At 75.5% G+C, this 13,634-nt stretch carries 14 protein-coding genes; 4 read left to right on the top strand and 10 right to left on the bottom strand.

Going from position 1 to position 13,634, the window contains the following annotated elements:
• Positions 1–38: 38 nt before the first annotated feature.
• Entirely contained in the window at positions 39–392 is a 354-nt protein-coding gene (locus BLT39_RS03780) for an STAS domain-containing protein (RefSeq protein ID WP_091058732.1), read from the top strand.
• A gap of 41 nt (positions 393–433) precedes the next feature.
• On the opposite strand, the gene BLT39_RS03775 is transcribed toward BLT39_RS03780, so the two are convergent.
• Positions 434–964 carry a bacterial proteasome activator family protein gene (locus tag BLT39_RS03775; RefSeq protein WP_091058729.1) on the bottom strand — a complete coding sequence of 177 codons (531 nt, stop codon included), beginning with the start codon at positions 962–964 and terminating at the stop codon, positions 434–436.
• Between the two features lie 101 nt (positions 965–1,065).
• Here BLT39_RS03775 and BLT39_RS03770 point away from each other — a divergent pair, with 101 nt between their 5' ends.
• Entirely contained in the window at positions 1,066–2,283 is a 1,218-nt protein-coding gene (locus BLT39_RS03770; RefSeq protein WP_091058726.1) for a cysteine desulfurase-like protein, read from the top strand.
• A gap of 7 nt (positions 2,284–2,290) precedes the next feature.
• On the opposite strand, the gene BLT39_RS03765 is transcribed toward BLT39_RS03770, so the two are convergent.
• A complete protein-coding gene (locus tag BLT39_RS03765; protein ID WP_091058722.1) occupies positions 2,291–3,271 on the bottom strand; it encodes an NAD(P)H-quinone oxidoreductase in 981 nt (326 codons plus the stop codon).
• 59 nt (positions 3,272–3,330) lie between these two features.
• Here BLT39_RS03765 and BLT39_RS03760 point away from each other — a divergent pair, with 59 nt between their 5' ends.
• On the top strand, positions 3,331–4,551 hold the full coding sequence (locus tag BLT39_RS03760; protein WP_091058719.1) for an FAD-binding domain-containing protein: 1,221 nt from the start codon (positions 3,331–3,333) through the stop codon (positions 4,549–4,551).
• On the opposite strand, the gene BLT39_RS03755 is transcribed toward BLT39_RS03760, so the two are convergent.
• The 7 genes from BLT39_RS03755 to BLT39_RS03725 all read right to left on the bottom strand — a co-directional run bounded on the left by BLT39_RS03755 (position 4,552) and on the right by BLT39_RS03725 (position 11,422).
• Positions 4,552–6,156, bottom strand: coding sequence for a 4-coumarate--CoA ligase family protein (locus tag BLT39_RS03755; protein ID WP_091058716.1), 1,605 nt, complete (start codon positions 6,154–6,156; stop codon positions 4,552–4,554). It lies immediately after the preceding gene.
• A gap of 59 nt (positions 6,157–6,215) precedes the next feature.
• Entirely contained in the window at positions 6,216–6,641 is a 426-nt protein-coding gene (locus tag BLT39_RS03750) for a PaaI family thioesterase (RefSeq protein WP_091058712.1), read from the bottom strand.
• 10 nt (positions 6,642–6,651) lie between these two features.
• The gene (locus BLT39_RS03745; RefSeq protein WP_091058709.1) at positions 6,652–8,019 is read right to left on the bottom strand and encodes an NtaA/DmoA family FMN-dependent monooxygenase; all 1,368 of its coding nucleotides are present in this window, start codon (positions 8,017–8,019) and stop codon (positions 6,652–6,654) included.
• Between the two features lie 43 nt (positions 8,020–8,062).
• The gene (gene folP, locus BLT39_RS03740) at positions 8,063–8,926 is read right to left on the bottom strand and encodes a dihydropteroate synthase (RefSeq protein ID WP_242658130.1); all 864 of its coding nucleotides are present in this window, start codon (positions 8,924–8,926) and stop codon (positions 8,063–8,065) included.
• Positions 8,923–9,846, bottom strand: coding sequence for an acetamidase/formamidase family protein (locus BLT39_RS03735; protein ID WP_091058706.1), 924 nt, complete (start codon positions 9,844–9,846; stop codon positions 8,923–8,925). The genes folP and BLT39_RS03735 overlap by 4 nt, the downstream gene beginning before the upstream one ends.
• Positions 9,843–11,060, bottom strand: a complete 1,218-nt coding sequence (locus BLT39_RS03730; protein ID WP_091058703.1) for a serine hydrolase domain-containing protein — start codon at positions 11,058–11,060, stop codon at positions 9,843–9,845. The genes BLT39_RS03735 and BLT39_RS03730 overlap by 4 nt, the downstream gene beginning before the upstream one ends.
• Positions 11,061–11,134: 74 nt before the next feature.
• On the bottom strand, positions 11,135–11,422 hold the full coding sequence (locus BLT39_RS03725; protein ID WP_207507553.1) for an HU family DNA-binding protein: 288 nt from the start codon (positions 11,420–11,422) through the stop codon (positions 11,135–11,137).
• A gap of 213 nt (positions 11,423–11,635) precedes the next feature.
• On the opposite strand from BLT39_RS03725, the gene BLT39_RS03720 reads away from it, so the two are divergent.
• Positions 11,636–12,559: an aldo/keto reductase gene (locus tag BLT39_RS03720; protein ID WP_091058697.1), complete on the top strand. Its 924-nt coding sequence runs from the start codon at positions 11,636–11,638 to the stop codon at positions 12,557–12,559.
• 3 nt (positions 12,560–12,562) lie between these two features.
• On the opposite strand, the gene BLT39_RS22220 is transcribed toward BLT39_RS03720, so the two are convergent.
• Positions 12,563–13,630 carry an EAL domain-containing protein gene (locus BLT39_RS22220; protein WP_165640127.1) on the bottom strand — a complete coding sequence of 356 codons (1,068 nt, stop codon included), beginning with the start codon at positions 13,628–13,630 and terminating at the stop codon, positions 12,563–12,565.
• Positions 13,631–13,634 lie beyond the last annotated feature (4 nt).

Below are 13,634 nucleotides of genomic sequence, written 5' to 3'. Positions count from 1 at the left end.
GACGGTTCCGGTCGCGCGACGGCACCCGAGGAGCACCCGTGAGCACCGACCCCACCGACCCGGCCGGGCTGACCTCGCCGGTCGTGGAGCGGGCCGTGCACACCGAGATGGGGTCGATCACCCTCGTCGACGGTGCGCTGCGGCTGTCCGGGGAGATCGACGCGCACCTGTGCGGGACCTGGCGGGGGTCGGGCACCGACCTGTCCGGCGTGCAGGTGGTCGACGCCCGGGAGGTCACCTTCCTGGGCAGCTCGGGGCTCGCGCTGCTCGCCGAGGTCGCCCGCGCGCACGGCCGGGGCGTGCCCCTGTGGACCGCGCAGCGGGCCGTGCTGCGCCCGCTGCGGATGACCGGGCTGGAGCCCCTCTTCGACGTGCGCGACCCCGCCACCTGAGCCCCGGGTGGGGCGCGTCCGGCACGAGGCGCCCCACCCGGTCAGAGGTACTGGCCGCCGCCGGGCTGCGGCTGCACCGGCATGCCCGGCTGCCCGCCGGGCAGTGCCTTGCGGCGCATCTCCTCCAGCTGCGCCCGCGCGGCCATCTGCTGGGCGAACAGCGCGGTCTGGATGCCGTGGAACACGCCCTCCAGCCAGCCCACCAGCTGGGCCTGGGCGATGCGCAGCTCGGCGTCGCTCGGGGTCTCCTCGGCGGTGAACGGCAGCGTGATGCGCTCCAGCTCGGCCCGCAGCTCCTCCGACAGGCCACCCTCGAGCTCGCGGATGGAGGCGGCGTGGATGTCGCGCAGCCGGTTGCGGCTGGCCTCGTCGAGCGGAGCGGCGCGGACCTCCTCGAGCAGCTGCTTGATCATGGTGCCGATCCGCATGACCTTGGCCGGCTGCTCGACGAGGTCGCCGACGTCCTCGCCGCCCTCGGGCGTGGGCAGCGCGCCGATCGGCTGGCCGTCGGGCCCGACCACCACGACCTGGCGGCCGCGGGCGGACTCGTCGTCGTTCCCCGGTGCACTCATGCCCCCCATCCTGCCTGCGGGCGCGGCGTCCAGCCCGCCGGGTCGGCGCGTGACGGAGCGGCCCCTCACCGTCACCGTGGCCCGGTCTAGGGTTCGCAGGCATGGGACCCGGGGGAGCTGCGCTGGACGTCGCCCGCGTCCGCGGCCTGTTCCCCGGGCTCTCCGACGGCATGGTGCACGTCGACGGCCCCGGCGGCGCCCTGGTCCCCGAGAGCGTGCTGCGCGCGGTGTCGCAGGCGATGCGGGTGCCGATCGCCAACCGGGGCGGGGTGTTCCCGTCGTCCGCCCGGGCCGAGCAGCTGGTCGGCGGTGCCCGCTCGGCGGTCGCCGACCTGGTCGGCGGCACCCCGCGCGGGGTCGTCCTGGGCCCGAACATGACGTCGCTGACCTACGCGATGGCCCGCACGCTGGCCAAGACGTGGCGGCCCGGGGACGAGGTGGTGGTCAGCCGGCTGGACCACGACGCGAACATCCGGCCCTGGATCCAGCTGGCCCAGGAGCTCGGCCTGCTGGTCAAGTGGGCCGAGGTGGACATCGAGTCCGGCGAGCTCCCCGAGTGGCAGTACGACGAGCTGCTCACCGACCGCACCCGCCTGGTGGCGGTCACCATGGCCAGCAACGCCATCGGCACCCGCCCCGACATCCGGGCCATCGCCGACCGGGCGCACGCGGTCGGGGCGCTGGTCTACGTCGACGGCGCGCACGCCGCCCCGCACGGCCTGATCGACCTCACCGCCACCGGCGCCGACCTGCTGGCCCTGTCGGCCTACAAGTGGTGCGGCCCGCACGTGGGCGCCGTCGTCGCCGACCCCGCGCTGCTGGAGACCCTGGCCCCGGACAAGCTGGCCCCGGCCCCCGACCGGGTGCCCGACCGGTTCGAGACCGGCACGCCGCCCTTCGAGCTCTACGCGGGGGTGGCGGCCGCGGTCGACCACCTCGCCGCGCTCAGCCCCGACGCCACCGGCACCCGCCGCGAGCGGCTGCAGACCTCGATGGCCGCGGTGGTGCGCTACGAGGGCGCCCTGTTCGACCGGCTGGACCGGGCACTGCGCTCGATGCGCCACGTGCAGGTGCTGGGGTCCCCGCAGTACCGCACGCCGACGGTGTCCTTCACCGTCTCCCGGATGACCCCGCGGGCGGTCGCCCGCGAGCTGTCCCGGCGCACCATCTGCGCCTGGGACGGCGACCACTACGCCCGGGAGCTGTTCGACGCCCTCGGCGTGAACGAGCAGGGCGGTGCCGTGCGACTGGGCATCATGCACTACAACACGGTCGAGGAGGTCGACCACATCATCGACAGCGTGGCCGCGCTGGCCTGAGGCCCGCTCAGTCGGCGACGAGCAGCACCTTGCCGGTGTGCGAGCTCTCCTCCAGGATCCGGTGGCCGTCGGCGGCCCGGGCCATCGGCAGCCGGGTGTGCACGACCGGCCGCACCCGCCCGGCCTCGACGTCGGGCCACACGTGCTCGCGCACGGCCGCGATGACCGCTGCCTTGCCGTGCGGGCCCTCCACCGGTCGCCCGCGCAGCCCGGCGGCGTAGACGCTGCCGCGCTTGGCCAGCAGTGCCCCGATGTTGAGCTCGCCCTTCACCCCGCCCTGCATGCCGATGACCGTGATCCGGCCGTCGGGGGCCAGCGCCGCGACGTTGCGGGCCAGGTAGGCCGCGCCCATGTTGTCCAGCACCACGTCGGCGCCGCCGGCGGCCTGCACCACCTCGACGAAGTCCTCGTCTCCGTAGTTGATGGTGATCTCCGCGCCCAGCTCGCGGCAGAACGCCAGCTTCTCCGGGCTGCCGGCGGTGGTGGCGACCCGGGCCCCGGCCCGCACGGCCAGCTGGATCGCCATGGTGCCGATGCCGCTGCCGCCGCCGTGCACCAGCAGCAGCTCGCCGCGCTGCAGCCCGGCCTGCATGAACACGTTGGACCACACCGTGCAGACCACCTCGGGCAGCGCGGCGGCCGCGGCCAGCTCCACGCCGGTCGGCCGGGGCAGCAGCTGCGCCGCGGGGACGGCGACCCGCTCGGCGTACCCGCCGCCGGCCAGCAGGGCGCACACCTCGTCGCCGACCGTCCACCCCTCGACGCCGGGGCCGACCTCGCGGACGACGCCGCTGCACTCCAGGCCCAGCACTTGGCTGGCGCCCGGCGGCACCGGGTAGTTGCCCTCGCGCTGCAGCAGGTCGGCGCGGTTCACCGCGCTGGCCACCACGTCCAGGACGACCTCGCCGTCGCCGGCGACCGGGTCGGGGACCTCCGCCCAGACCAGGGTCTCGGGGCCGCCGGGGGACTGCTGGGTGATCGCGTGCACGCCCCGACCGTAGGGGCCGCCCGCCGCGCGCGCCCGGCCGGGAACCCGCAGGGTGGGGCGTGCCCCAGCTGCCCGTCCCCGCCGTCGACGCCGTCCCCGCCTGGGTGGGGGAGCACCTGGGCCACCTGCACCGCGACGACGCCGTGGCGCCCTCCGGGCGCTTCCGCGGCGGGCAGGCCGCCGCCGACGCCGCGCTGGCCACCCTGGACGTCACCGGGTACGCCGGCCGGCGCAACCAGGTGCTGCCCGCGTCGCGCCGGGGGGCCAGCGCGATGAGCCCCTACATCCGGCACGGGCTGCTGCAGCTGCCCGAGGTGTGGGACGCCGTCGCCGACGCCCCCACCCGCGACCGCACGAAGTACCGCGACGAGCTGCTGTGGCAGGAGTACAGCCGGCACCTCTACGCCCGGCTGGGCACCCGCACCCGGTCGGCGCTGCGGGCCGAGCCCGCCCGCGCGCACGCGCGCTGGCAGGAGCCCTGGCCGCGGGACATGCTCTGCCTGGACACGGTGCTCGGCGAGCTCGACGACGACGGCTGGCTGGTCAACCAGACCCGGATGTGGGTGTCCTCCCAGTGGACGGTCCGCGCCGGGCACGACTGGGCCGAGGGCGAGGACGAGCTGTTCGCCCGGCTGCTCGACGGCTCGCGGGCGGCCAACCGGGTGGGCTGGCAGTGGACGGTCGGCGCCGGCAACGGCAAGGCCTACGGGTTCTCCCGCTGGCAGGTGCGCAAGCGGGCGCCGGGGCTGTGCGAGCGCTGCCCGCTGGCCGCGGACTGCCCGATCGAGGACTGGCCCGACGACCAGCCTCCCCGCTGGCTGGACCGCGAGCCGCTGCTGGCCGCCGACCCGTCGCCCGACGTCAGCGCCGGGCCCGCCGACGTCGAGTCCACCGGCGAGCCGGAGGCGGTCTGGCTGACCGCGGAGTCCCTGGGCACCTCGGACCCCGCGCTGGCCGCACACCCCGACCTGCCGGTGGTCTTCGTGCTGGACGAGCCGCTGCTGACCCGGCTGCGGCTGGCGTCCAAGCGGCTGGTCTTCCTGGTGGAGACCCTCGCCGAGCTGGCCGAGGACCGCGAGGTGCACCTGCACCTCGGGGACCCGGTCGACGAGCTCGCCGGCCGGGCGCTGGCCGTCACCCACGCCCCCGTGCCCGGCTTCCGCCGCCGGGCCGCGGCCCTGGCCCCGGTCGAGGTGCACCCGTGGCCCTGGCTGCGGCGGCCCGGCGGCGGCCCGGTGAGCAGCTTCAGCGCGTGGCGGAAGTCCGTCCCGCGCCGCTGATCACCGGGTGCGCAGCTCCTTGCGGAGGATCTTGCCGGCCGCCGACTTGGGCACCTGCTCGATGAACTCCACGATCCGGATCTTCTTGTGCGGGGCGACCTTCTCGGCCATGTAGGCCTTCACCTCGTCCTCGGTGATGGCCGACCCGGGGGCCCGCACGAGGAAGGCCTTGGGCAGCTCCTCGCCGGACTCCTCGTCCTTGACCCCGATCACGGCGGCGTCGGCGATGCCCGGGTGCGCGATGAGCACGGCCTCGAGCTCGGCCGGCGCGACCTGGTAGCCCTTGTACTTGATCAGCTCCTTGACCCGGTCGACCACGGTGTAGCGGCCCAGGTCGTCGACCACCGCGACGTCGCCGGTGTGCAGCCAGCCCTCGCCGTCCAGGGTGTCGCGGGTGGCCTGCTCGTTGTTGAGGTAGCCGGCCATCACCTGCGGCCCGCGCACCCACAGCTCACCGCTCTGGCCGGCGGCGGCGTCCTCGCCGGTGGCCGGGTCGACCAGGCGGCACTCGGTGCCCGGGATGGCGTAGCCGACCGTGCCCTTGGGGACGTCGGGGTCGCCGGCCGGGCCGGTGCCGCGGTCGGGCGTGGTGTGGCTGACCGGGGACAGCTCGGTCATGCCGTAGCCCTGCGCCACGGTGACGCCGTCCTCGCCGGCGCCGGCCAGCCCGCGCAGGCGCTGCTCGACCGCCAGGGCCAGCGACTCGTCCAGCGGCGCGGCGCCCGAGGTGATCGACCGCAGGCTGGACAGGTCGAACTGCTCCACCAGCGGGTGCTTGGCCAGCGCCAGCAGGATCGGCGGGGCGACGAACGCCCGGGTCACCCGGTGGTCCTGGATGGCCCGCAGGAACTGCTCGAGGTCGAAGCGGGGCAGGGTGATGACGGCGCCGCCCCACTGCAGGCCCTGGTTCATCAGCACGGTCAGGCCGTAGATGTGGAAGAACGGCAGGACGGCGATGATCCGCTCGCCGCCGGGCGCCAGGTCGATCAGCGGCCGGGTCTGCGCCACGTTGGCCACCAGGTTGCGGTGGGTGAGCATGACGCCCTTGGGCAGGCCAGTGGTGCCGCTGGAGTAGGGCAGGGTGACCAGGTCGGTGGCCGGGTCGATGTCCGGGGACACCGAGGGCGCCTGGGTGGTGAGCAGGTCGCGCAGGCTGTCGGCCCCCTCCGCGCCGTCTAGCACCACCAGGTCGGTGACACCCGCCTTCTCCATCGCCGGGCGGGCCCGGTCCAGGAACGGCGAGACGGTGACCAGCAGCTTGGCCCCGGCGTCCCGGAGCTGGAAGGCGATCTCGTCGGGCGTGTAGAGCGAGTTGACCGGGCTCATCACGCAGCCGGCCGCAGCGATGCCGTGGAAGACCACCGGGAACCAGATGGTGTTGGGGGAGAAGACCGCGACGACGTCGCCCTTGCCCAGGCCCCGGGCGTGCAGCGCGGCGGCGAACCGGTCGACGTACCCGACCAGCTGTGCGTGCGTGATGGTCTCCCCGGACAGGCCGTCGACCAGCGCCGGGGCGTCCCCGAGCCCGCGCGAGGCGGCGAGCACGTAGGACGGCACGGGGACGTCGGGGATCTCGACGTCGGGGAAGCGGCTGGCGAGCACCACGGTGGGCTCCTCCTCGGGGTCGGCGTGGCGCCAGTCTCACACCCGGGCTGTGGGCCGCGTCACCGGGGCCGGAGCACCTGCTGCGTGCAGCGGAACAGCGCCGTCGTCCGGCCGGTCGTCGCGTCGGTGACCACGGCGTCCCAGACCTGGGTGGTGCGCCCGGCGTGCACGTTGGTCGCCACGCAGTCGATGCGGCCCTCGCGGGCGGTGCCGAGGAAGTTGGTCTTCAGCTCGACGGTGGTGAAGCCGGTCGACCCCTCGGGCAGCAGCGCCCGGGTGGCCAGCCCGCACGAGGTGTCGGCCAGCGCGACCACGGTGGCGGCGTGCAGGTAGCCGTTGGGGGCCAGCACCTCGGGCCGGACGTCGAGGTGGCTGGTCAGCCGGCCGGTCTCGTGCGTGTCGACCACGATGCCCAGCAGCCCCGGGAGGGTGCCCGGCAGCAGGTCGTTGAGCTCGTCGGCGGTGTGGAACCCGGTGGCGGCCATGCCCGGCACCCTAGGCGGGCCAGCGGTGGGCGGCGGCCGGGTGCGAGGCGGGCAACCGGGGGCCGGTGCCGCCCATGCGCTCGCGCAGGGTGCCCGTCGTCCGGCGTCCGGGGGTGCGCAGGCCGCGGCGCTCCAGCTCGGGCAGCACGTGCTCGACGACGTCGACGAACGCGCCGTGGTCGCCGAACGTCGGCTCGAACATGAACCCGTCGACGTCAGTCGCGGCGACGATCTCCGCCAGCTGGTCGCCGACCGAGGCGGGGTCACCGGTCACCTGGAAGCCGCGCAGCCCGTGCGCGCGGAACTTCTCCAGCACCTCCGCCACGGTGGGTTCGCCGGTCGCGGTGAACCGTTCGAGGGCGGTGCGGCCCTGCTCGGTCGACTGGGTGGAGATCGGCAGGTCGGGGTCCAGGGCCAGCAGGTCGATGCCGGTGTTGGCCAGGTAGAGCGCCGCGGCGTCCTCGGGCCGGAACTGGGCGTCGAGCTCGGCGCGCAGGTCGGCGGCCCGGCCGGCGTCCGGGTCGACGACGACGCTCACCCCGGTGACCACCCGCAGGCCGTCGGTGCGGCCGTGCCCCTCGGCGCGGCGGCGCAGGTCCGCCACGTGCTCGGCGCAGGAGGCGGTCGAGGTGCCCTGCAGGAAGACCACCTCGGCGTGCAGCGCGGCGAAGTCGCGGCCCCGGGCCGACGTGCCCGCCTGGAACAGCGTGGGGGTGCGCTGGGGGGACGGCGGCACCCCGAAGACGCCGGTCGAGGTGCGGTGCTCGCCCCGGTGGTCGACCGGGCGGATGCGCGCCGGGTCGGCCCACACGTCGCCGGCCACGTCGCCCCGCAGGGCGTCGTCGGCCCAGGAGCCCTCCCACAGCTGGTAGCAGATGTCGGCGAACTCGTCGGCGATGTCGTAGCGGGCCGCGTGGTCGGGCAGGACCTGCTGGCCGAAGGTGCGCGCGATGGAGTTCGGGCTGGCGCCGGTGACCATGTTCCAACCGATCCGGCCCCGGGTCAGGTGGTCCAGCGTGGCGAACCGGCGGGCCGAGGCGTAGGGCGCCTCGACGGTGGTCTGCGAGGTGACCACGATGCCCAGGTCGCGGGTGGCCGCGGTCAGCGCGGTCACGATCATCATGGGGTCGAGCTGGCCGAACTGGACGCCGTGCCGGGCGCCCACGTCGAGCAGGTCGCCGGCGCCGTCGGTGGCGTAGCCGTAGCTGTCGGCGAAGAAGAGGAACTCCAGGCCCGCGTCGTCCAGCAGCGTGGCCAGGCCCAGCCAGTGGTCGAGGTCGGTGTAGCGGTCGGCGCGGGCGTGCGGGTGCCGCCACGTCGGGTGGGCGTTGTTCGGGTAGAGCATCTCGAAGACGCCCAGCACCAGGTCGCGGGTCACGGCGGGCAGGCTAGGGGCCCCGCATTACGGACGTGCTCGTCCCTCAGGCCAGCCCGCGGACGGTGCGCAGCGGGGGCCGGTCGCCGCGGATGGCGGCCACCATGTCCAGCGTCTGCCGGGTGGCCGCGACGTCGTGCGCGCGGAACACCCGGGCGCCGAGCCAGGCGCTGACGGCGGTCGCGGCGAGCGTGCCGGTCAGCCGCTCCTCCAGGAGGACGCCGAGGGTCTCGCCGACGAAGTCCTTGTTGCTCAGCGCCACCAGGACCGGCCAGCCGGTGGCCACCAGCTCGCCGATCCGCCGGGTGGCCTCCAGCGAGTGCCGGGTGTTCTTGCCGAAGTCGTGCCCGGGGTCGACGAGCACCCGCTCCCGGTCCACGCCGGCGGCCACCGCCTTCTCGGCGAGGTCGGTCGTGCGGGCCACGATGTCGGCGACCACGTCGGCGTAGCCGATCCGGTGCGGCCGGGTGCGCGGCGGCAGCCCGCCGGCGTGCGTGCAGACGATCCCCGCGCCGGCCTCGGCGGCCACCTCGGCCAGCTCGGGCTCCACCCCGCCCCAGGCGTCGTTGACCACGTCGGCGCCGGCGGCGAGCACCTCGCGGGCGACCTCGGCGCGCCAGGTGTCGATGGAGATGGGCAGCGTGGGGTGCGCGGCCCGGATGGCGGCGACGAGGTCCACGGTGCGCCGGATCTCCTCGGCGGGGCTGACCGGGTCGCCGGGTGCGGCCTTGACGCCGCCGACGTCGACCATGTCCGCGCCCTCGGCGACGACCGCGTCCACCCGCTCGACGGCGGCCTGCATCTCGTAGGTGGCGCCGCGGTCGAAGAACGAGTCCGGCGTCCGGTTGACGATGGCCATCACCACCAGCCCGCCGTCGGGGACGTCGAGGGAGCCGATCCGCAGGGTCACGCCAGCAACCGTGCCACGGGCAGCAGGGCGTGCACGCCGACGACCTGGTTGACCACCTGGGTGACCCGCAGGTCGACCAGCACCGACGCCAGCGCGAGGGCCTCCGACCGGCCCACCCCGTGCAGCGCGCCCATGAGGTCCAGCACGGCGTCCAGGGCGTGACCGGTGGCGGTGTCCAGGTCGTCGGCCACGCCCATCGCCACCCAGCCGGCCGGGGTGCGGGCCACCGGCGTGCGCAGCTGCAGGCCGTGCAGGTCGTCGAGCAGGTCGACGGTCAGGGTGGCCTCGACCGGGCACTCGATCGCCGTCCCGCTGACCTCGCCGTCGCCCTGGGCGGCGTGCCCGTCGCCGACCGACAGCAGCGCGCCGGGCACGGTGACCGGCAGGTACAGCACCGAGCCCGCGACCAGCTCTCGGCAATCCAGGTTCCCGCCGTGCCACCGCGGCGGGACGGTGGAGTGCCGGCCCGGCTCGGCCGGCGGCACGCCCATCACCCCGAGGAACGGCGTGGTCGCGACCTGGTGGCCGTGCTGGGTGGTGGCCACGCCGTCGGCGATCGTCCAGCGCAGCACCACCGGGTCGGCCAGCACGCCCAGCCGGCGGTTGAGCGGGGTGTCCCGCAGCCCGCAGTACGTCGTCCCGAAGTCCCCGGGGACGACGTCGTCCACCCGGACGGCGAGGACCTGCCCCGGGCGGGCACCGCGGACGGCGACCGGGCCGGTCAGCGCGTGCCCGGTGCCCGGCTCCCAGGACGGGTGCCGCGGCCGGTCGGCGAGGTCGCCGCCGTCGAACGGGCCGGTGGACCAGCCCGAGTCCAGGCACCCCACGGTCAGCGTGGCGCCCGGGTCGACGGTGACCGCCGGCGGCAGACCGGGGTCGAACCAGCCGTGCAGGGTGCCCGGTCCGGCGTCGAGCCTCACTCGATCGCCTGGTGCACCAGCGAGCGCAGGTAGCCGCGGATCGGCAGGGTGCTCGAGGGCAGCAGCTGCGTGTAGAAGGTGACGGTCAGGTCCTCGACCGGGTCCACGTAGAACGCCGTGGACGCCGCCCCGCCCCACGAGTAGTCACCGACCGAGGCGACGGTGCCGTAGCGGGCCGGGTCCAGGACCATCGAGAAGCCCAGCCCGAAGCCGACCCCGCGCAGCGGCGTCTCGGCGAACAGCGGCCGGCCGTAGGTCTCCAGGTCCGCCCCGCCCGGGATGTGGTTGCGGACCATGTGCGCGACCGTCCGGGAGCCGAGCACCCGGGTGCCGTCGGGCGCGGTGCCGCCGGCGCGCAGCATCTCGACGAACCTCAGGTAGTCCCCGGCGGTGGACACGAGCCCGCCGCCGCCGGACAGGAACGCCGGCTTCTGCTTCGCGGCGGGCTCGAAGGCGGCCAGCGGGGTCAGGCCCGGGGCGTAGAGGCGGGCCAGCCGGGCCGGGTCGTCGTCCGGGCGCAGGCCGAAGGAGGTCTCGGTCATGCCGAGGGGGCCGAACACCCGCTCGGCGAAGACCTCGTCCAGCGGCTTGCCCGCGATGACCTCGACCAGCCGGCCCAGGACGTCGGTGGACACGCCGTAGTTCCACTCGCTGCCGGGCTGGAAGACCAGCGGCAACGCGGCCCACTGCCGGCTGACCTCGGCGGAGTCCGCCCCCGGCGGGGTGCCCCACTCGTGGCCGGCGGCCCGGTAGGCGGCGTCGACGGGGTGCACGTGGTGGAAGCCGTAGGTCAGGCCCGAGGTGTGGGTGAGCAGGTGCCAGACGCGGATGGGCTCGGTGGCCGGCACGGTGACCGGCTTGGCGGCGGGGCCGGCGACGTAGACGCGCGGCTCGGCGAACTCCGGCAGCCAGCGGCTGATCGGGTCGGTGAGCTCGAAGGCGCCCTCCTCGTACAGGCTCATCGCCGCGACGGAGGTGACCGGCTTGGTCATCGAGTAGATGCGCCAGATCGTGTCGGGGGTGACCGGGAGCCCGGCCTCGACGTCGCGGTGCCCGTAGGTGCCGACGTGGGCCAGCGCCCCGTGCCGGGCCACGGTGACCAGGAAGCCGGGCAGCTGGCCCTCGTCGACCCAGCGGGCCAGCCGGGCGTCCAGCCGCGCCAGCCGGGCGGCGTCCAGTCCTACGGAGGCGGGGTCGGTCTCGACGGTGAGCACACCCGCATCCTGCCCCGGACGCACGACGGCGCCCGCCCCAGGTCGGGGAGGGCGCCGTCGTCAGGCGTGGGACGTCACTTGACCGGGACGGCGGCGGCGGCCTTCTTCAGGTTCGAGCCGGCGGTCAGCTTGGCGGTGTTCGAGGCGGCGATCTCGATGGTCTCGCCGGTCTGCGGGTTGCGGCCGGTGCGCGCCGAGCGCGAGGAGCGCTCCAGGGTCAGCAGGCCGGAGATGGCGATCTTGTCGCCGCGGGTGAGGGCGTCCACGAACTCCTCGCCGAGGGCGGCGATCACGGAGTCGACGGTGGCGGCGGGCACGTCGGCGCGCTTGGAGATGGCGGTGACGAGTTCGGCCTTGTTCACGGTGGGTCCTCTCGGTGGTCTGTGCGGCCCGGTCGGGGGGTCCACCCCGGTGCGGGCGGGCCGGCCGACGGGGTCGTCGGCCAGGGACGGCAGGCACGTTGCCATGCCACGGCGGCCTCTGGCCAGTCAGATGCCCGGATTCACGGGCTTTTCCGTCCCAGCCGACCCAGGCGACCCGCTGCGGCACCCGCGAGGGCTCCTTATGGTTGGCCCATGCCACGACTTCCCGGGACCGACCTGACCGTCAGCGACCTCTGCTTCGGCGGCAACGTGTTCGGCTGGACGGCCGACGAGTCCACCTCCTGGGCGCTGCTGGACCGCTTCGTCGACGCCGTGCCGAGCACCCAGTCGCCGTTCGTGGACAGCGCCGAGATGTACGGCAACGGGCTCTCCGAGCAGATCCTCGGCCGGTGGATGGCCGAGCGCGGCATGCGCGACCGGGTCACCGTGGCCACCAAGGCCTCGCCGGGGGACAAGGAGCACCCGCTGTCCGCGCCGGAGATCCGGGCCGCGGCCGAGCGGTCGCTGCGCAACCTGCAGACCGACCACATCGACCTCTACTACGCCCACTACGACGACCAGACCACGCCGCTGGAGGAGACGCTCACCGCCTTCGACGAGCTGGTCCAGGCCGGCAAGGTGCGGTACGTGGCGGCGTCGAACTACTCCGCGCAGCGGCTCACCGAGGCCCTCGACGTCCAGCGGGAGCAGGGCCTGGCGCCCTACGTCGCGCTGCAGCCGCACTACAACCTGATGGAGCGGGCGGTCTACGAGGACGAGCTGCGCGCCGTCGTCGCCGACCGCGGGCTGGGGACGCTGCCCTACTTCTCGCTGGCCAAGGGCTTCCTGACCGGCAAGTACCGGGCCGGGGAGACCATCGACTCGCCCCGGGCCAAGGGGGCCTCGGCCTACGTGGGGGACAAGGGCGACCGGGTGCTCGCCGCGCTGGCGCAGGTGGCCGACGCGCACGGCACGACCGGCTCGGCGGTGGCGCTGCGCTGGCTGGCCGACCGGCCCACCGTGGTCGCGCCGATCGCCAGCGGCCGGTCGGTCGAGCAGCTGGCCGACCTGCTGCCGATGCTGGACCTGCGGCTCACCGACGACGAGCGCGCCGCGCTGGACCAGGCCTCGGCGTAGCGCTCAGCCGGCGGCCGCGGCGCCGGCCAGGTCCTCGACCCGGACCAGGCCGACGACCACGCCGGTCGCGTCGGTGCAGGGCACCGGGTCGAACCGGACGGCGGGACGGCGGGCCAGCGCCCGGTGCAGCGCCTCGCCGACCGGGGTGTCCACGGGGAGCACCAGCGCGGCCGGTGACTCGAACCAGGCACCGGTGCGGGGGTCGACCAGCGACAGCGTGGCGGGGCGGCCGTCGTCGTCGAGCACGACCACCGGCGGGGTGAGCTGGCGGTCGTCCCGGCCGGGGGACCAGGTGCGCACCGGCCGCAGCAGGCCGGTGACGGTGGCCTCGGTGCCGGCCCGCTGCGCGCGGGTGCGCAGCGCGCGCACCACCCGCGGCGTGGCCGGGCCGTATCCGGCGGCGGTCGGGCCGAGCAGCCAGCCCCGCGCGGCGTGGACGCCGGCGGCGAGCAGGCCCTGCAGCTCGGCGTCGGTCTCCACGCCGTCGGCGAGCACGGTGGCGCCGGCCGCGGCGGCGTAGGCCAGCACGCCGGCGGCCACCGCCGTCCGCCGGGCGTCCCCGGCCAGGCCCGCGACCAGGGCCGGGGGCAGCAGGACGACGTCGGCGGGCAGCTGCGGCAGCCGGTGCAGCAGCGCCGCGGGCACCGCGAGGGCGGCACCGCGCTCGCGCAGCACGGAGCAGCGGCGCAGCAGGGCGGCGTCGTCGTCGACGTTGGTGTCGGTCAGCTCGAGGACCACGCCGCGCAGCGGGACGCGCAGGGCGGTGTGCACCACCGGCGCGCCCAGCAGCCACGGGTCGACCGCGACGTGCAACCGGCCGGCGGCGGGCCGGCGGGCGAGCGCGGTCTGCAGCAGCAGCGCCTGCAGGGGCGCGGCCAGGCCGGCGTCGTGCGCGGCGGCGAACCACACCTCGGGGGTGGCGGTGCCGGGGAAGCGGGGGGCCGCCGCCCAGCCGGTCACCGAGCCGTCGGCGAGGTCGACCACGGGGGAGTGCACGACGGTGAGGTCGTCGGGGTCGGCCAGCAGCGGACGGCAGTCGGTGCGGGCGGTCGGCTCGTACAGGTCGGTCACGCAG

The sequence above is a fragment of the Klenkia brasiliensis genome (assembly GCF_900100695.1).
Lineage (GTDB): Bacteria > Actinomycetota > Actinomycetes > Mycobacteriales > Geodermatophilaceae > Klenkia > Klenkia brasiliensis.
This window is presented reverse-complemented; position numbering and strand designations above follow the sequence as displayed.

Coding starts and splice junctions, on each gene's coding strand:
- BLT39_RS03775 (WP_091058729.1), bottom strand. CDS start 964: ATGAGTGCACCGGGGAACGACGACGAGTCCGCCCGCGGCCGCCAGGTC.
- BLT39_RS03770 (WP_091058726.1), top strand. CDS start 1,066: ATGGGACCCGGGGGAGCTGCGCTGGACGTCGCCCGCGTCCGCGGCCTG.
- BLT39_RS03750 (WP_091058712.1), bottom strand. CDS start 6,641: ATGGCCGCCACCGGGTTCCACACCGCCGACGAGCTCAACGACCTGCTG.
- BLT39_RS03720 (WP_091058697.1), top strand. CDS start 11,636: ATGCCACGACTTCCCGGGACCGACCTGACCGTCAGCGACCTCTGCTTC.